At 38.0% G+C, this 16,553-nt stretch carries 31 protein-coding genes; 3 read left to right on the forward strand and 28 right to left on the reverse strand.

Annotated features, from left to right (window positions below; genetic code table 11):
• Nucleotides 1–67: 67 nt before the first annotated feature.
• From BOD01S_RS02845 to BOD01S_RS02975, 28 genes are all read right to left on the reverse strand, one after another.
• Nucleotides 68–379 (reverse strand): HNH endonuclease, encoded by a 312-nt coding sequence (locus tag BOD01S_RS02845; protein ID WP_036150361.1) that lies wholly within the window; start codon nucleotides 377–379, stop codon nucleotides 68–70.
• A gap of 124 nt (nucleotides 380–503) precedes the next feature.
• Nucleotides 504–821 carry a hypothetical protein gene (locus tag BOD01S_RS02850; protein ID WP_036150359.1) on the reverse strand — a complete coding sequence of 106 codons (318 nt, stop codon included), beginning with the start codon at nucleotides 819–821 and terminating at the stop codon, nucleotides 504–506.
• Nucleotides 822–1,025: 204 nt separating this feature from the next.
• Nucleotides 1,026–1,259 (reverse strand): hypothetical protein, encoded by a 234-nt coding sequence (locus BOD01S_RS02860; protein WP_063180269.1) that lies wholly within the window; start codon nucleotides 1,257–1,259, stop codon nucleotides 1,026–1,028.
• Nucleotides 1,260–1,326: 67 nt separating this feature from the next.
• Nucleotides 1,327–1,947: an SLATT domain-containing protein gene (locus BOD01S_RS02865; RefSeq protein WP_052124674.1), complete on the reverse strand. Its 621-nt coding sequence runs from the start codon at nucleotides 1,945–1,947 to the stop codon at nucleotides 1,327–1,329.
• Nucleotides 1,948–2,214: 267 nt separating this feature from the next.
• Nucleotides 2,215–2,439, reverse strand: a complete 225-nt coding sequence (locus BOD01S_RS02870) for a hypothetical protein (protein ID WP_036150354.1) — start codon at nucleotides 2,437–2,439, stop codon at nucleotides 2,215–2,217.
• Nucleotides 2,439–2,858: a hypothetical protein gene (locus BOD01S_RS02875; RefSeq protein ID WP_052124673.1), complete on the reverse strand. Its 420-nt coding sequence runs from the start codon at nucleotides 2,856–2,858 to the stop codon at nucleotides 2,439–2,441. The genes BOD01S_RS02870 and BOD01S_RS02875 overlap by 1 nt, the downstream gene beginning before the upstream one ends.
• Nucleotides 2,859–2,875: 17 nt before the next feature.
• Nucleotides 2,876–3,235: a hypothetical protein gene (locus BOD01S_RS02880; protein ID WP_036150352.1), complete on the reverse strand. Its 360-nt coding sequence runs from the start codon at nucleotides 3,233–3,235 to the stop codon at nucleotides 2,876–2,878.
• Between the two features lies 1 nt (nucleotide 3,236).
• Nucleotides 3,237–3,842: a dUTP diphosphatase gene (locus tag BOD01S_RS02885; RefSeq protein ID WP_036150350.1), complete on the reverse strand. Its 606-nt coding sequence runs from the start codon at nucleotides 3,840–3,842 to the stop codon at nucleotides 3,237–3,239.
• A complete protein-coding gene (locus BOD01S_RS02890) occupies nucleotides 3,778–4,122 on the reverse strand; it encodes a hypothetical protein (RefSeq protein ID WP_036150348.1) in 345 nt (114 codons plus the stop codon). Before BOD01S_RS02890 ends, BOD01S_RS02885 begins: the two co-directional genes overlap by 65 nt.
• A 1-nt stretch (nucleotide 4,123) precedes the next feature.
• Nucleotides 4,124–4,663 carry an ERCC4 domain-containing protein gene (locus BOD01S_RS02895; RefSeq protein ID WP_036150345.1) on the reverse strand — a complete coding sequence of 180 codons (540 nt, stop codon included), beginning with the start codon at nucleotides 4,661–4,663 and terminating at the stop codon, nucleotides 4,124–4,126.
• Nucleotides 4,660–5,064: a YopX family protein gene (locus BOD01S_RS02900; protein ID WP_052124671.1), complete on the reverse strand. Its 405-nt coding sequence runs from the start codon at nucleotides 5,062–5,064 to the stop codon at nucleotides 4,660–4,662. The genes BOD01S_RS02895 and BOD01S_RS02900 overlap by 4 nt, the downstream gene beginning before the upstream one ends.
• A gap of 2 nt (nucleotides 5,065–5,066) precedes the next feature.
• On the reverse strand, nucleotides 5,067–5,483 hold the full coding sequence (locus BOD01S_RS02905) for a hypothetical protein (RefSeq protein WP_244887239.1): 417 nt from the start codon (nucleotides 5,481–5,483) through the stop codon (nucleotides 5,067–5,069).
• A complete protein-coding gene (locus BOD01S_RS23960; RefSeq protein WP_081977857.1) occupies nucleotides 5,483–5,731 on the reverse strand; it encodes a primase-like DNA-binding domain-containing protein in 249 nt (82 codons plus the stop codon). Before BOD01S_RS23960 ends, BOD01S_RS02905 begins: the two co-directional genes overlap by 1 nt.
• 311 nt (nucleotides 5,732–6,042) lie before the next feature.
• Entirely contained in the window at nucleotides 6,043–8,382 is a 2,340-nt protein-coding gene (locus BOD01S_RS02915; RefSeq protein WP_088321780.1) for a phage/plasmid primase, P4 family, read from the reverse strand.
• The gene (locus tag BOD01S_RS02920) at nucleotides 8,379–8,669 is read right to left on the reverse strand and encodes a hypothetical protein (protein WP_052124670.1); all 291 of its coding nucleotides are present in this window, start codon (nucleotides 8,667–8,669) and stop codon (nucleotides 8,379–8,381) included. The genes BOD01S_RS02915 and BOD01S_RS02920 overlap by 4 nt, the downstream gene beginning before the upstream one ends.
• Nucleotides 8,670–8,679: 10 nt before the next feature.
• Nucleotides 8,680–8,871: a hypothetical protein gene (locus BOD01S_RS02925; RefSeq protein WP_036150338.1), complete on the reverse strand. Its 192-nt coding sequence runs from the start codon at nucleotides 8,869–8,871 to the stop codon at nucleotides 8,680–8,682.
• A 67-nt stretch (nucleotides 8,872–8,938) separates the two neighbouring features.
• Nucleotides 8,939–9,385: a DUF669 domain-containing protein gene (locus BOD01S_RS02930; RefSeq protein WP_036150336.1), complete on the reverse strand. Its 447-nt coding sequence runs from the start codon at nucleotides 9,383–9,385 to the stop codon at nucleotides 8,939–8,941.
• Entirely contained in the window at nucleotides 9,372–10,313 is a 942-nt protein-coding gene (locus BOD01S_RS02935; RefSeq protein ID WP_036150334.1) for an AAA family ATPase, read from the reverse strand. The genes BOD01S_RS02930 and BOD01S_RS02935 overlap by 14 nt, the downstream gene beginning before the upstream one ends.
• 21 nt (nucleotides 10,314–10,334) lie before the next feature.
• Nucleotides 10,335–10,688, reverse strand: a complete 354-nt coding sequence (locus BOD01S_RS02940; protein WP_174523057.1) for an organic solvent tolerance protein OstA — start codon at nucleotides 10,686–10,688, stop codon at nucleotides 10,335–10,337.
• On the reverse strand, nucleotides 10,689–11,090 hold the full coding sequence (locus tag BOD01S_RS02945; RefSeq protein ID WP_036150331.1) for an AP2 domain-containing protein: 402 nt from the start codon (nucleotides 11,088–11,090) through the stop codon (nucleotides 10,689–10,691).
• A gap of 9 nt (nucleotides 11,091–11,099) precedes the next feature.
• On the reverse strand, nucleotides 11,100–11,579 hold the full coding sequence (locus BOD01S_RS02950; RefSeq protein WP_036150330.1) for a siphovirus Gp157 family protein: 480 nt from the start codon (nucleotides 11,577–11,579) through the stop codon (nucleotides 11,100–11,102).
• Entirely contained in the window at nucleotides 11,579–12,430 is an 852-nt protein-coding gene (locus tag BOD01S_RS02955; protein WP_036150328.1) for a hypothetical protein, read from the reverse strand. The genes BOD01S_RS02950 and BOD01S_RS02955 overlap by 1 nt, the downstream gene beginning before the upstream one ends.
• 84 nt (nucleotides 12,431–12,514) lie before the next feature.
• Complete coding sequence (locus BOD01S_RS22810; protein ID WP_156475389.1) at nucleotides 12,515–12,652, reverse strand: hypothetical protein; 138 nt, start codon at nucleotides 12,650–12,652, stop codon at nucleotides 12,515–12,517.
• Nucleotides 12,645–13,091, reverse strand: coding sequence for a hypothetical protein (locus BOD01S_RS02960; protein WP_063180271.1), 447 nt, complete (start codon nucleotides 13,089–13,091; stop codon nucleotides 12,645–12,647). Before BOD01S_RS02960 ends, BOD01S_RS22810 begins: the two co-directional genes overlap by 8 nt.
• Before the next feature lie 11 nt (nucleotides 13,092–13,102).
• A complete protein-coding gene (locus BOD01S_RS02965; RefSeq protein WP_063180273.1) occupies nucleotides 13,103–13,309 on the reverse strand; it encodes an IDEAL domain-containing protein in 207 nt (68 codons plus the stop codon).
• Nucleotides 13,310–13,324: 15 nt separating this feature from the next.
• Nucleotides 13,325–13,480 carry a DUF6906 family protein gene (locus BOD01S_RS22815; RefSeq protein ID WP_156117004.1) on the reverse strand — a complete coding sequence of 52 codons (156 nt, stop codon included), beginning with the start codon at nucleotides 13,478–13,480 and terminating at the stop codon, nucleotides 13,325–13,327.
• A 91-nt stretch (nucleotides 13,481–13,571) separates the two neighbouring features.
• Nucleotides 13,572–13,847, reverse strand: coding sequence for a group-specific protein (locus BOD01S_RS02970; RefSeq protein ID WP_036151123.1), 276 nt, complete (start codon nucleotides 13,845–13,847; stop codon nucleotides 13,572–13,574).
• A gap of 60 nt (nucleotides 13,848–13,907) precedes the next feature.
• Complete coding sequence (locus BOD01S_RS02975; protein WP_233153189.1) at nucleotides 13,908–14,165, reverse strand: helix-turn-helix domain-containing protein; 258 nt, start codon at nucleotides 14,163–14,165, stop codon at nucleotides 13,908–13,910.
• 189 nt (nucleotides 14,166–14,354) lie between these two features.
• On the opposite strand from BOD01S_RS02975, the gene BOD01S_RS02980 reads away from it, so the two are divergent.
• The 3 genes from BOD01S_RS02980 to BOD01S_RS02990 all read left to right on the forward strand — a co-directional run bounded on the left by BOD01S_RS02980 (nucleotide 14,355) and on the right by BOD01S_RS02990 (nucleotide 16,501).
• Nucleotides 14,355–14,810, forward strand: a complete 456-nt coding sequence (locus BOD01S_RS02980; RefSeq protein WP_036151125.1) for a helix-turn-helix domain-containing protein — start codon at nucleotides 14,355–14,357, stop codon at nucleotides 14,808–14,810.
• 18 nt (nucleotides 14,811–14,828) lie between these two features.
• Nucleotides 14,829–15,281 (forward strand): ImmA/IrrE family metallo-endopeptidase, encoded by a 453-nt coding sequence (locus tag BOD01S_RS02985; RefSeq protein ID WP_036151126.1) that lies wholly within the window; start codon nucleotides 14,829–14,831, stop codon nucleotides 15,279–15,281.
• A gap of 80 nt (nucleotides 15,282–15,361) precedes the next feature.
• A complete protein-coding gene (locus tag BOD01S_RS02990; RefSeq protein WP_036151128.1) occupies nucleotides 15,362–16,501 on the forward strand; it encodes a tyrosine-type recombinase/integrase in 1,140 nt (379 codons plus the stop codon).
• Nucleotides 16,502–16,553 lie beyond the last annotated feature (52 nt).

The following is a 16,553-nucleotide window of genomic DNA, read 5'->3' on the forward strand; positions in this document are numbered from 1 at the left end:
GCGGGGGGCTTATAACATTTTTTTCTGACTTAAAATATTTACAAATATTCAAATGACCCAAGATGCTTCACCATCTTTCATCTGCTTCCCATTTGTTTGGCTTACGTTGATATCTACCGTGTTTGGCATTATGGTGTGGAATACAAAGAACCCGCAAATTGGATGGCTCCAACGCGAGTTCTGGATGTGTTTCTATTTCATTTACATGGTCAATGTCTAATGATTTATGTTTGGTTGGATCGTGAAGCTTTACAAGTCCAAGTCGTTTACATTCCTGGCATTCATAGTTCTGTTCTTTCAAGATGCGTTCACGTAATGTACGCCACTCTTTCGATTTGTAAAACTTACGTTTCTGTTCAGTAGTTTTGTATTCAGGCATCCTCAATCACTTCCTCTTCACCTTCCTGTTCATTCAGATAACTTGTGATACACAATTGTTATAGCAACAGATAATCCTACACCGATGCAGCAACCAATTAGTATGTTGATTAATGATGACAACCTCATCCCTCCAACATCTTATTGGCTGATACAGTACGCACTGTATTTGTTTTCTTATCCATATACTTCACTGTGAAGTTGTGATAGCCATTCGATTCATGGTCCTTGGTAACAAACTCATATCCAAGATCAATGATTGAATCAATGACTTCACCATTCAGCTTTACCTTTGGCGCTTCATTCGTTGAGCTCATAATGATTTCGATTTCGTTACGTTGAGATTCTTTTCTGCTTTCTTCAAGTGCAACTTTCAATTCATTCCCAAGCGCTTCCGTGTTGCCGTTGATTTCAATGGTTATACCTCGTAATCCGTATGGCATCCTACTTCCTCCTAACCTTTCCGTTTACTCTGTGATACCTATCCCGATTGGTTCCCATTAACTCTTCAACCTCACGCCTCGTTAAACGCTCTTTAAATTGCTTGTGAGAGGTTTTAGTATTCGGATGATTATTTATACCATTTGATAGTTTAGTAAGCTCAGAACGAACGCTAGGCGTTAATAAATCGAACATACGCATGTTGTTCACCTCGCCTTTCCGTAAACATCTTCATAATCCCTCTGAAGTACTTCACGCGCTCTTTCGATGTCTTGATTGATTTCTTTGAGTAAAGCTTCGTCAGAACGTAGTTCAGCAGCTTGTCTTACTGTTAATTCGCCAGTATGTGTCGTTGCTTTCTTGTGTGCGATAAAATGTTCTAACGCATTACGTTCAGCCATTAATTGTTTGTAGCTACGTTTTACATTGAATCTACTCATGACGTTCTCCTCGCCTTCCACAGATGATTGATTTATAGCATAAGAAAAAGCACCTCGAATGAGATGCTTAATTAAATAAAGATAATAGTTTTGAAAAAATAAAAATCAACAATAGCAATAGCAACGGGAAAATAACTACAGCGAGTTTCATTACAATGTTTTTAAACCAATAAAAGTATACTTTGAATTTGAATTGCTCAAGGTTCTCAGGCGTAGATACATAGAAATCAATATTCGTATGATTTTCTTTCCCGATAATTAACTTTTCGTATTCCCTTTGAAACTCTTTAAGTTTCAAGGCATTCAATTCTTCATTTGTAGTAAGAAATCTGTCTATCCGATTTACTAATACATCTAATTGTTGATAATTAGTTTCAAAATTTCCAGCTCGTTCTTTATAGTTTCTCGAATTTATAAAAAGCGTTACGAAAGTTAAAGAAAGGGATAAAACCAATAAAATTTTAGTAGCAGTAATTCCTTCAACCCCTTGTTTGTTTAGAAACCATATTGATAGAACTAGGACAATTAACGAATAAAAATTCAATATTTTTTCATAAAAGTCGTTTTTGTTCCTTAACCTTTTAGAAGCCTCAATTCTAGCTTTCCTCGTAGATTTAATTCTATTTTTCAAATGTCTAAACTCTTTTTCGATCAACGTTAATTCTGTCTTTTCTTTTTCGCAAGTCAATCTACTCGCCCCTTCCTATTCATCTACAATTGTAAATGGAATAGAAGGTAATGACAGTAATACATTTTTGATAATAAAAAGCCCCACTCAATTGAGCGAGACTTTGATGTAATGATTATGTCTCTTATACATTCACTCACCATCCCACGCGTGAGAAAGCTTTTGTGTGTATAAAGCACGCGAGATAGTGAGCTATGCAAAAGGAGGACAATATCAATTTAACATGGTTTAGAGCGTAATTCGCTATATGTCACAATTACGGTTATTTTAAATCTTTATATTTCTTAGTAACTTCAGTTCCTCTTCTTTTTCAAATATCCATTGTGCCTTTATCACCTTAGCTTTTTCTACTAAAGGTTCCCTTTTGTTACATATAAAATAACAATCGTTATATTGTATTACCTCATCAGTATAGGCTATATTTTGCATTGCTTTATGAGCCTTGGAAACTTTAATTTTATTTTCTTTCTTTTTAATGTAAAGAAGATACATCAAACCCACCCCAATCTTCGAGCCGTTTCATCAATCAATGCATTCCGTTTGCGTAATACTCGCTGGACGGACATATATAGTACATCGCCAATATGTTGCCACTCATAGCACTCAGCTTTATCACGATATCGCATATCGACAATCGTTCGTTGATCCGTGTCCAGTTCCTCATACATTGTTTCAATTGTAGAAACGATTCGTTTTAAATTTTGATATAACGTATCTTCAGCTAATACAATCCCCTTCAATGCTGTCGTATCGCTAATATGACTACTACGCCCACCACCGATATTACAATCCGATTCCTTATGAGCATTCAAGAGCTCCCATTCACGGAATTTCAGTTGTTTCTTGTATTCGTGTAGATTAATCCAATAATCTTCGAGTTTTTGAATATCATGGCGTGAAAGTTTACTCATGTTGATGCCCTCCACAGTTATGAAGGACGCCGTAGACGCCCTTCCTCTTCTAATTTGTATACCTTGCGTTTCACCTGTGCTCGACTCTTTCCGAATAGCTCTGCCAATATCCGATAGGTGCCGAACCGTACGCCATTTGTTTCAATGAACTGGATCAGCTCCTTTTCCATCTTGGTTGTCCATCCACGATTGTTATAGCTCTTTTGTGAAATAGTTGTCCCATTGACAGTGTTTAGAATATTAATAGCTAATTGTTCGAGCTTTTTCTTACAATACACATCCATGCCATTGATTCGGAAATACTGATCACATCTCGGATTGCATTTGCATCTTTTATGAACTCCCTCGGTTTCGATGATTTCCGGGATGAAATTCATTTTAGTAACCTACCTCCTGGCGTTCATGGTTTACTTTGTTCTTCTCAAAATAGGCTTGTTCGACTTGCTCCCATGTATAACCAAGCATCCAACCTAACTGAATGAATCCTGCCAAGATATCCTTGTAACTGTTTTCGATATTTTCGGTTTGATAACGTAGAATACCTACTCCTGTGATTAAGCTGGTAAAAGCATCAATAATGTCATTATCTGAATGTGGCTGCACATCGATTTCCTCAACAATGAAATTTAATTCGAGACCGATAGATAGGATGAAATGCAGGCAATCGACGTATTCTTCAAGGAGTGGATTATGATTATCTTCTCGCCCACTTCCATCGCAACGAGGACATGTCATGAAATAACCTTCAATAGGTTGTCGTACTTCTCCAACACCATGACAAGCTATGCATTTATTTTTAGTCCGTGGCTTCCGGTCATTGCTCCACTTCTTAAACCCACGCCATTCATTCGCACATTCACCAAGCTCCACCTGCAGCGCAAGCACCTTCCAGTCCAGATTGTCCTGCCCTTTTAATTCTTCATGATTGTCCAAGATATGCGCATCTAGCTCTTGCTGAGTGTCGTACAGCCGAATAAGTTCCATATTTCTTAATCCCCTCTTCTAATTGTTCTTTTGTATATTTCTCTCGGAAATAACGTACCTTTCGTGCATTCGTTGATGTTATAAACGCCATTTCTGCTTCTGTCAGACCTAAAGCCTTCATGCGGAAAAACTGTTCTTCCGTGAAAGTGTACGTTTCCTCTTTTTCTTCTACTTCCATGCCAAGTTGATCCCTTAATTCAGCGATACGGTTTTTGTCACCTTTCGTTTGGATAAGGTGTTCTAATTCATATAACATTTTGCGTTTCTGCCGTTTGTCCATTTTAGAAAACACCTGCCTTTAGGTAATGTCTCGCTTGGTAAAGGAAATGATGATAGATCCAGTTACCTGTATATTTTTTGTCCAGATAGACGATTTCGAAATTGTAACGAGCTTTGAAACTGTTCAACAACCCTAATAATGATTCGGGTTTATATTTAGAACGATATTGACCTCTTATCATTTTGCCGTAGCCGTCCTGGTCCTCCACAATCAGAGTGAAGGGAATGTCCTTTGAACGGATTAATTCATTTTCAAATGCTGTCTTTGTATCCTTTTGAAGGTTGCCTGTGATTTCATCCATATGTGCCTTGCGTTCAATACGACTGGATAGGTAAATATCCCGTTTGATGCCCAGCTCTTCATTTGCTGGAATCATGCAGCCGTAATCACCTGTTTTTAACCCTCGAATACGATACGGGATTTCCTTCTGCTGAAAGTATGAAAGGATATGGTCGTTTACCTTTTCACGCGTATCAATGATGATCGTGAGTGTTTTTAGGATTGCGTCGAGCTCTTTGTCGGTGTATTGGTAATGGATCACTCAGCAACACCTTCTAATAGTTCAGGGTTTTCGTAAATGTTGCCGATGACCTCGCAATCACATCCTCCGTCCGGCGTTGAATAAATACTGCATGAAAATGCCCCCATTGAAAACTCGACTACTTCTTTGTTTTCATCCCATTCTTGATAACCTGTTTCATGTTTTAAATGGATAATATCCCCTTCATAAATCTTTATACCTTTCTTGTCCTTTAAGCCTGTGTACTGCATTAACTCATAGGTGAATGATTGTCGTATATCTGTTCCTTTCATCAATGGGTTTTCTCCAAAATCACACATTAAAACATGTTTGTTTTCGTCCCAGTGTCCCTCTGAAACACTTATTACTTGCCACATCTTTTTATCTTCAAAATCCCACGCTCTGAATTTAATCTCCCTCATCATTAAGCCCCTTTCTTGAAATAATCCTTTGCCCGGTCATACAGCGCCTGCTTCAATTTATTTGATTCTTCATTTTCATACTGGCGAAAGTCATCATAGATATTCTTCCAACCGTTCTTATCCAATGCCTTGCACCAACGATCAAGCATGTCGAGCGATTCAAGGTCATTACTTAACCATTCATTTATTTTTTGATTGCCTTGCCATCCACAGAAGAGATGGAGCATTTTCATTATCGTTATATCGACAGCTTCAGCCTGCTCCCATGAAGCAAACCATTTTTCAATATCTGAAAAAATTGGCTCTGCAGCTTTCAATACTTCTTCAGGTATCTTCTTGGCATTTTTTAAGGCCAATCGATTATCTGTTTCATCCCTGTAAATTTCAGCACCGGATTTCCAAATTTGTGAAAGTACCATTAATATTTGCATGGAAGCAGCTTCACTCCTTGCCGGTCATATTCCAAGCTATAATTTCTCATTCGCTTATGCCTTACACCAACATTCAATTTACTTAAACGATTGTTTAACATTCTTTTCGTTAACGCTTCTAACCCGTTAACTTCACAAAAACACAAATACCTTTTGTATAAATCATCAATCGTTTCGAAACTCTTAACATCGGACTCTATATTTTCTTCAATAAATTTTTCTATCACTCTCTTCACCTCTAGTTATTAAAAGATTCTTAAAAGGGCGATTTGCTAACTAAAAAGGCGCTAAAATAACCGTTTTTTTCTTTAGTAACTCGACTTGCACCTTACTCTCTCTAAGGTTCAACCATATTCGGGTTATTTTAGTTACCGGTATTTCCGGTTATTCCGTATATATATACTTATATATATTTTTATTTTTTTGTTTTTTAAATCTTCTGGAATCCCAATAACTAAAATAACTAAAAATATAAATATAGTATTTAAACTCTTGATACGACTGAATCCATACTAGAAAACTTGGAGTTATTTTAACTAACTTTGGGTTACTGAGTGACCTTAAAAAAGTCATTTTGCTCGTTTTGAGTAACCTGTTTAGTAACTGGCGCACGCTCTTTTATGGTAATACCTGTTAAATATGTCTTGTTGCCCGTGCTTTTCATTTTTCCGAAGCCTTTTGTTTCCAACATCCGATAAAATGATCTGTTTCCTAAAGTTCGTTCACCTGATTTGAAGCACCAATTGTTGTATACGCTGTATAATTCCTTCGCTTCAATTTTTACTGATTCGTTTTTTGGTTCGTCAATGTAACAAACTTCATCGAGGAATGGTGCTAATATATCCATGTCTTCTTTGTACTGGCCCGTTGCATCCACTACCACTTTAGGCTCTTTCAACCCATCCTGCTGCCACTTCAGGCATCCTTCGATTGCCCAGTTTAGAATCCCTGGCATTTCGAGCGATAGCTTTTCTTCGAGCTTTTTATCTCGCTCATGTGGTTTCAGGCTTAATGTGAATGGAATGATTTTTACACGTCTCCAAATACCATCGTCTAGACCACCAATAACCGGTTTGTGATTTGTCGTGAAGAAAACTTTGAACTCTGGAATGAACTCGAAATATTCTTGTCGTAAAAAACGGGCTAGAATGGGTTCTCCACCCGTAATTGTCTTAACAAGCGATTCCTGCAGCTTTTCGCCTTCTTCCGATTCAACAGCTGAAACAAACCTTGCATTCGATAGCCTGGCAATATCGTTATTGGCACCAGTCTCTTTCTTTTTGATGAAAGTATCTGATTTTGTTTGAGCTCCATAATCGCCCATTAATTTCTTGATTGTATTTACAAATGTCGATTTACCATTGGATCCACCACCGACCAAGAAATACATGGATTGCTCGGAAATATCACCAGTTAACGAGTAGCCCACAAGTCGCTGCATATATTCGATTAAATCTTTGTCACCTTTGAATATTTGGTCCACAAACTTTAACCACGTTGGACATTCTGCTTTTTCATCAAATTCGATATTTGTGATTTTTGTAATACCAAGTTCTCGATCATGCAGCTGTAGTTTCCCGTCCTTCAAATTAAGCGTTCCATTATCGACGTTGAACAGAAACTTATGTTGGTCAAATTCACTTCGCTCACCTGGCACCAACGGCATTAAATCCTTGATACTATTCATCCGGATGTTTCGACGTTCACACATACGCGCCCATTTCTGTTCGGCCTCATCCTCCGATTTGTACATGCCACGTAGCACCTTATTGCAGATACGTTCAATTTCTTTCTTGTTATCGATTTTCCAACGCTTACCGTCCCAAATCATCCAGCCCATATCCGATACATATTTGATGACATGACCGTATTCATGAGCGATACGTTCGGCGTTACCTAATTCAGTTAACCTAAATTTCTTTTTAGGTTTTTCCGTTTCTTCCACCACCACATCACCACTGTGGAAGTCAAAAGAGAACTCAGCGTATTCAGCTTCATGCTTATGGTCCAACACAGTGGTAGTAGTAGAGGAAATGGCCTTGGCTATTGTTCTTTCGCCGTATGTCTCCCCTGTATCGCTAAAATGGATATGGTCCCATTTATCGCGCATAAGAGAGGTTTCGCGAAACATAGCGTCCATGCGTGTAGCGCTTCTTCCTGTCCAGAAGGCTAGATGATTACATAGAGCTAAATCTGTGGAGGACGGATCATCATTAATCAGTTGGCCGTTATACATGGCCCTGATTTCATCACCCGATTTTGAACGAAACATTCTCTCCCAAAGTGCATCGTTTGATAAATGAATTTCGTCCTTTTCAAACTCGGCTAAATTTACACGCCCTTGGATATCAGAATCATCAAAGTATTGTTCGAAAATTTCAGCAAGCTCCTCTGTCCGTTCATAGATGTCATTTGAATTTTCTCGATTTCCGCTAAAGGTGAAGTACCGGCTATGCTGGTATATCTCCAGTCCGTATTTAGCGTTCTTTCTGCCGGTATTGCATACTGACAACGGCAAACTACCTTTAATGATGATGTGCAGCCCATTCCCTGATGGAGAAAATTCAGTGTAGGAATCAAGCGCATCGATGATTTCCGTTGCAAAGGCGTTCGGTTTGCCATCCACAACACACTTATCAATATCAACGCCAATGTAATTGTCCTGGCGACTAAAGACGAATCCGATACCGTCATAACCACCATTCATGTAGAATTTCACGGCAGTTGCGAATGTGGACCATGTACGGCGATCATTCGAACGAGCTTCATTGCCATCTACTTGATAAGGAATTTTTGTATCTTTACCATTGCGCTTTTCTTTCTTCCACAGAATCCATTGGGGCAGCGCCTTAAGTTCTGATGGTATGTCATTAAAGTTAATTGTCACGATGTCACCGACCTTCTTTTAATGCCTGGTATTGCTTGGGTATATCCAGCCAGTTCCATTTGTCTTTGTGAGCGTCTAAAAACATAATCTAAATCTTGATTAGGTAAAATTTCTCCGTACTCAGTTAAATGTTTATTTGGGATCCACACGTTCTGATTTGTGCCATTAATAACAAAACGCTTTGCTGCTTTCAAATGGTAATCGTGACGGCGAATTAACTTTAAACGGATACCACGATAAAATTGTTCTTCGGCAAAATATTCTTCAGTTTTTATTTTTCTTGGCATTTTCTCACCTTCACTCGTTGACGCCTTTATTTTTCAAAGATTGTCTTTCCTTCTCGGTTCTATCAAACTCCCGAATTTTATTAGTAATGTGATGCCACTGTGCAATTTCCGTAGCATTTAAAATCCGTGTAAGTTCGCTATGACGTATCATTGTTTTGCCATTGCTCGTTGTGAGTACACATGATTTATTACGTTTTGACATGCAATCACCTCGTTTTTGAGTATAAGAAAAGAGAGCCCCAGAAAAAGAGCTCTCTATTTAGTTTTATTTAGAACGGTAAATCAGAATCGCCGACCGTAATTGACGGTCCGTTTTGCTGTGGCGCGCCTGCCTGTGATTCCTTAAACCCTTTCACTTCCGGATATTTGTTTCCGTTGTATTCGCGATGACCTACTGTAACTACAAGGTTTTTATTTAACAATGTATCTGCCCATTCTTTATATGAGTTAAATGACATGCCATCCGGGAATTTAGCCGCTTTCGAAACAGCTTGTAAACGCCACATCGCATTATCAGTAATTGTGAAATTGTCGTATAGAATTTTTTGGCCTTGGTGTGGTTGATTCACATCACTTCGAATCTCGTAATCTACTGAAATTCGATTGTTCCCCGATGTTGCCTGCTTCATTTCATAATTGATGACCGTTACCTCGTAATCTCCAGGAGCGATTAACTCAAATCCACCTTTTGCTTCTTCATGATTAATTTTGAACATTTACTTTTCCTCCTAATAATTTGATTAGTTTATCCACCATAGGTACAGTGAAATTTTCTAGTTGATCGTTTGCTTTGAATTCGCAATCAGAAACAATTTTCGCCACTTCCTCATCTGTGGAAGACAACTCACGAATTTTGGCTACATTGCTCATACGATTTGCTTCTTCTTCCTCACGGCGCGCTCGTTCTTCTGCTTGTACATCAACACCAAGCTCTAGGTATCGATATAGCTTTGCTCCGATATCTTCATTGATGAAAAATTCACCATCGAATAGATTCGTGATATCCTTACTCACTCGAGCTGTATGGTCCATGTTTAGCGAAAATACCGTATCGAATTCATATTCCATATCATCTTTTTGAACAGGCTTCATACCGACTTTCTTTGGTACATTCTTACCGTCGATTTGTTCAATGACATAATCACTTTTCACTCGCAGCGTAGTAATCAAATGAACGTCCTGAGAAGTTAATCCTTTTACCAACTTGCTACTCTCTGGAGCTAGCTTGCCCCAGTTTTGAAACGAGTTACCTTGCATGCTGCCATGAACTTCTACAACTCCTCCTTCACCTTGCCATTGATGCGAAAGGCTATCGACAATGACTACTTCTACGCCCTGCTGTTTTAACAACTGAATTGCCATGTTATAGCGATCAGTGTTGAAAGGCGGTTCGAAGTTGATGTATTTGAACGAACCGATAGTGACATCACCAAATTTTTGACCAACATAATTTAATAATCGTTTATGCTCTGTATCTGCAGCACCGATTTTCTTCCAACGTTCTTCTTCTGAAAGGTCCGGGTACATCTCTTTCACAATTCCATAAGCAAGTAAGAGCGAGGATAGCGATTTACCACTACCCGATGGCCCTACCATGCCAATAAGTGCCTTTTGCTTTTCGCGAATGGCTTCTTGTACTTGCATGCCTTCCACACTCCTTATCTATTAAAATGGCAAGTCCGATTCTGTAGCTTCAACCTGAGGCGTTTTACCTTCTGTCTCCTTTTCGAACTGGATGCTATCCGGATCAAATTCTTCTTCCTGCTGCTCGACTTCATCCATATTCATTTGGCCATCTGGAACATCGCTTTTTTCAGGGCGCTTCTCCATTTCCTCTTTGGCTGTACTATGCGTAAATTCCAGATCCACAAGGTAGTAAAAACCTTTTGAATTATGCTTTTCATGAATTTTTTGCATTGTTAATAACTCATTTTCTTTAGCTTCAGCAACTACTTCCTCAGCCTCTTTATGGGTATCTGTGTACCAACGAATTTTTTCATGCAATAATTTTTTTGCCATTTACTTTGCTACCTCCATCGGGAAATTTAAGTACGCATCCGGACCAACGATTTCAAGTGCTTTCGCGTCATATGCCTTTGCTGCTGATATTTCATCATGGTAACGGCCTACCGTATATCGCTTGCCTTTATGCGATAACATAGCCCTCCATTTACCGGCCTTCTTGTCCCAATGGACGCCACGGTACCGGCTTGATCCGTAGCCTTTCCCGGGGATAGATTGAGGAAGAATAGCACCCTCTCCAACTTCTTCTACAACAACGGTAAAGGTTGTTTTAGTCAGCGTGTCATGCGCATCAATGCCGATGACCTTCTTACCTTCACAAAATTCATTAATACTTCTTAATGTCGCCTCTACTCCCAGCAGGCGATTACATGTAAATACTTCAGATTGTCTGCTCATGATATCCTCCTAACGAATCGATAACGATTGATTTTCAAGTAAACGAGCACCATTTACAATCGCGCCACGTTCCATATATTTTTTTAAATCCGTTTTATTAACGTCATATAATTTGCGAACGAAATCTTCCGGAATCATATCGATATTGTCGATTACAACTTTTGTAGATTTACGGAAACTAAATGTAAACTTGTCCGTCTTTAGTCGATTGCCTTCCACAGTTTTGAGTAGCATACCCATTACTTCTTTCATGTTCGCTACGTTGTTTTGCATAGATTTTTTTCGTTCTTGCAGACGCTTAATTTCAGCATCAAGACCATTAATATCTGAATCTACGTTTTTAATGACCATTGCATAGGCTTCTAATTTTTCTGCAGCTTCACCGTCAATTGCTTTTAAAGCTTCTGCAAATACTTCTGGATCAGCACCTTCTTCAATCATTTGTTGAATGAATTTATATTTGTCGGCAATTTCATAAATAGTTGCCATTATGCGTTCACCTCGTATTCGGCGTTTGTATCGTTGATGATAGTTAAAGTATCGAAACCTAACCATCCGTCCATATAAGAATGATAGGCACGTTTGCCATCAAGTAATTTAGTAATCGTGAGTTTATTTCCGTTATGTCCAGCCCAATTACTAATCACACAATTTTGCCCAACTGCAAATTCCAACGGCTGCACAGCATTTTCAAACTCGCTTACATCCAAACCTTTCGCGCGACCAAGGGCAATTGCATGTCCAATGTAATAATTGAATACATCGCTAGGATTACAGCGAGCGACACCTTGATATTTAACAACGTAATTTTCATCAATCAACCGAACTACAACGATTCGTTCTTTAATAGTCGATACTTCAACGCTGTAACCACTTGGCTCATGTTTATCAATGAAATCCTTCGCCTTTTCAATAATCTCAGCACGTTGTTGATTTGCTGATTTTGGATTAGGTGTTAACGGTGAATCTGGCAAACTATCAAATGGAATAGAATGCAATTCATATACGTCTACCGTTTTAGTAGTACGGCCATAATAATCGTTATAAACCAGTGTTATTTCAAGCCCATCACCATAAGATGAATCAGCTTTTACTCTTAAACCGCCATCATTAAATACAGGGCCATATATTTTATTCGGTTTGAAACATTTTCCGTTTTCGAAAGAAACTGATACATAGTCACCCACACGTGCTAAACGATCAACCTTCTTATATTGCCGACCATCAAATTCGATAACGTCCTCCACAGCTTGAATTGTGGAAGGTACACGCAATTGGTGAACAATCACTTTCATTTCTTCTGCAAGTTCCTCTAAACGTTCGATTAATTTATTTGTCATATTGACCTCCAAAATGTGATATAATATCACTGACTTTTTAATTCAGTAGTACTCGTTAGAAGTTGGCGCTTCTAGCGAGTTTTTTTATTCCTCTTCATGGTCGTCCCATTCCGATCTATCGCGTTCGTCCTCCACCTCATCCCTGTGGATGGCTCTCCATTGATCCCGTGTGTAGCCTGTACGATTTACATGGGTAATGTCTGGATGCTCGATATCATGCATGATTATCACCACCTGATAAATCAACATCCTCAACCATAAACTCACCTGTGATAATTCCTAATGCTTCATGCAGGCCATCAACTAGCTGCTCTAGTTTGGTGTGTTGAGTTACCACTTTTTCAATTTCAACATCTACAAAAGGCAAACCGTCCCTGTTCTTGGTGAGCTTCATATGGTCCCTTTCCAAGTCGGCCAACCATTCTTCATGGGCATCAATACGTTTATTTAAGGATTCAACGATCGGTTCATAACGTTTATGCCATTGGATTGCCTGGTTTAAATCCATCCGATTATCGCCACCTAAAATGCTCGTTACATCGTAAACTTTTTGATACTTTCCGTTTTCATCAATGTAAGAAGCAGATTCAACTCCTTCTTCATTCCATTCAATGCTTAACTTTTGGTAAGATACGCCTTCCACAACTAATACTGGGTACATAACAATCCTCCTTAATTTTTAGTAAGCTCCAGGAACATGTCCTTATTGCCTGATGCAAGCGCCTGATCAATTAGGTGTTGTCGATTCGATTCCTCAATTTCTCCTACAAGTAAGATTGTGGAGGGCGAGAATAGGAAGCCGTCTTCTTCAACAAAACCGTGGTCATTTATGGCCATTTCACGCGACATTTTTACAATCGCCTTGATAAATTCGTTCATTCGCCTTCACCTCCTTTAAGGTGCTGGTACCATCTTCGTAATATCCGTCATCCGATGAACCAACACCCATTCATCACTCATCTTCTTACTAATCAACCAATTCTCAGCTGCTAGTTTCATAGATTGAAGATATTGGCGTTCCGCTACAGTTAACTTGCGTGGCCGTTTCATCGTTTGAATACACCTACCTTGTTCATCGCTTTACGGATTTCTGCCTGACGTTCTACAGGAGACATTGCCAGCCATTCGCGAACATTGATTTTCATGAGCTCACCCCCCTCTTTTCTTTCAACCATTGATTAAGGAATGTTTCAGTCTCCTTCGCTGGGTAAAACCATTTACCCCCAAGCTTTACTTTCGGGAAACGGGGGTCGTGAAAGAAGTGTTCCTGAATTGTATTCCAACTCATACATGTTCTTCTTTTTAACTCCCGTGTATCCCAAAACACTTTGGATTCCTCTATCTCTTCCATTTTTTTATGAAGAGCATCGAGATAGAGTTTTTCAACCTTCTCTTCATCAATTTGTACTTGGAACATTTCAATCACTCCAAATCCATTTGATAGTTGTTAAAGAAATATATCGAGTGCGAAATTTGTTCACATATTTCCCTCCTTTAATTCGCGCTCACGTTCCCTTAAAGGAACATCTGGTTCAAAAAAATAAGCAATAGGGACACCTAATATCCTGTGCATGTCCTTCGCTTCTTGTAATGTAAAATCACTACTTAAACCATTTAGCTTTTTACTTACTGTATTAGGTTTGGCGTCTATTACTCTAGCAACGTCACGATGCTTTATACCGTTTTCTACAAGAAAGGCTTTAATCTTATAGTATACTTGTCTATTTTCCTTCACTATGTTTTCACCTCCTAAGTTCCTTTTTAGGAACACCCTAAATATAAAACAGAACTATTTCCATGTCAACACAAATATTCCTAAAAAGGAAAAATAGTTTGATAATTTGTTGCATTTAAGGAACGCATGTATTAGAATGTTCCTATACAGGGAATACATATATAGAATTTAATAAAAGGGAGAATGAAGATGAGCGTATTTGGTGAAAGGATTAAAAATTTAAGAGGGAATCAAAGTATAGATGATCTAGTAATTAAGTTGAATAATAAATATCAAACTAAAATAAGTAAGAGCATGATTTCTAGATACGAAAATGGCCAAGCTGATCCTAAAATGGAGACAGTTCGTATATTCGCAGATTATTTTAATGTCTCAGCAGATTATTTAGCAGGATTAACTGATATCGAAACTAAACCATTTAAACCAGAACTTACTTCTAAAGATGAGCGTGATATCGAGAAGAAATTACAAGAGATAATTGATGGCTTAAGTAACGATGGAAGCTATGCTGCATTTGATGGGCAAACTTTAGAAGATTTAGAGGAGGAAGATAAAGAGTTATTGATCGCATCCCTTGAAAATTCTTTACGTTTAGCTAAACGTATAGCAAAACAAAAATTCACCCCTAACAAATATAGAAAATAATCAGGAGTGTTGTGTGTGATGCTAATCAAGGATAAAGTAAAATATCTAATCGAAAAATACGATACAAATTGCCCTTTTGAAATTGCTAAAGCAATGGGAATATACATCGAATATGAAAATTTAGGCAATGTTTTAGGGTATTATAGTAAACATTTTAGAGTCCCTATTATTCACATTAACGAAAATGCCAGCTGCAAAATCCAAAGATTTATTTGCACACATGAATTGGGTCATGCCGTATTACACCCAGACACCAATACATCTTTTTTGAAGAGGCATACCTTATTTTCTAACGAAAAAATAGAAATTGAAGCAAATTCATTTGCTATAGAATTTTTATTACCTGATGAATTATTTACTGACCAAACAAACTCATACTTTACCATCTATGATGCAATAGAAGCGAACGGGATCCCTCCCCAGCTAGTCGCTTTAAAAAACATAGATGGTAAAATTTTTATCAAAAAATAGAACATGTATTCCTTTAAAGGGGGTGATTTACTTTTCTACCAAACAGCTAAATTAAAAAATAATCGAAAGGAAAAAACCTAGTGGCTACATTTAGAAAATTACCTAGTGGAAAATGGCAAGCTCGCGTATCGAAGGAAGGCAAAGAGTTCAGTATCGGTACATTTCGAACTAAAAAAGAAGCAGAAATCGAAGCTGGTAAAGTAGAAGAACGCATTTTTTACGGACAAGCCTTAAATGACCGCAACATGTTGTTTAACGAAGTGGTTGAAGAATGGTTAAAGTACAAAAAGTTAGATATGAAGCCTAACAGTTACGAAGGTATAGAGCGCATCACCCGTATACACTTGCTGCCCTTTTTCGAAAGTCAACGAATCATGAAAATACGTAGAAAAGATATAAAAAATTGGATTACTCATTACGCAAGTTTAGATTTGTCTCATGGTTCTAAAAGTAAATACCTAAGTATCTTAAAAAGCATTTTCCATTATGCTGTTTACGATTTAGAGGTTTTAGAGAAGAGTCCTTGCGATAAATTAAGCATGCCTGTAAAGGATAGTTTAGAAGCTGATGAAGAGGTGAAATACTATTCGCTCAATGAGTTAGAAGGATTGCTTAAGTACATGAAGAATAAAAAAACTCAACGCTATGGAGATTATCAGCTCTACTACATGTTGATGTATTTTTTAAGCAAAACAGGATTACGGATCAGTGAAGCGTTAGCTGTTCGTTGGTCTGATATTAAAGACAATAAGCTAAGCGTAGAGAGGCAAATCAAAAAGATAAACAACAAGAAAAAGCTCGATACGCTCAAGAGTAGTTCTTCATATCGAACGATTACTTTAGACGATGATTTAATTAAGGAATTAAGGAAATTTAAGATTAAACAAAATGAAATGATTTTAGAGAATCCTCACATTCCCAAAAATAAAGACGATATTATTTTCCAAAATTACCTGGGCGATTATTTAGATACGAGAGCTGTCAGGAAGTCCTTTGAGCGATATTGCAAAAGAATTGGATTGGAATACAAAGGCACGCATGTATTTCGTCATACACACGCTGTATTGCTATTAGAAGCTGGAGCCAGTATTAAGTATGTATCAGAGCGTCTAGGTCACAAATCCATCAAAACAACTTCCGATATTTATTTAGCAGTTACAGAAAAAATTGATCAAGATGAGCTAAATAAGTTTACCGCATATACTCGCGATAAAATCTGAATCGGCACGAAATCGGCACAAACCCATTTTAGCCGATTCAACCCCCTTTAAA

This window comes from Lysinibacillus odysseyi 34hs-1 = NBRC 100172 (assembly GCF_001591965.1).
Lineage (GTDB): Bacteria > Bacillota > Bacilli > Bacillales_A > Planococcaceae > Lysinibacillus_B > Lysinibacillus_B odysseyi.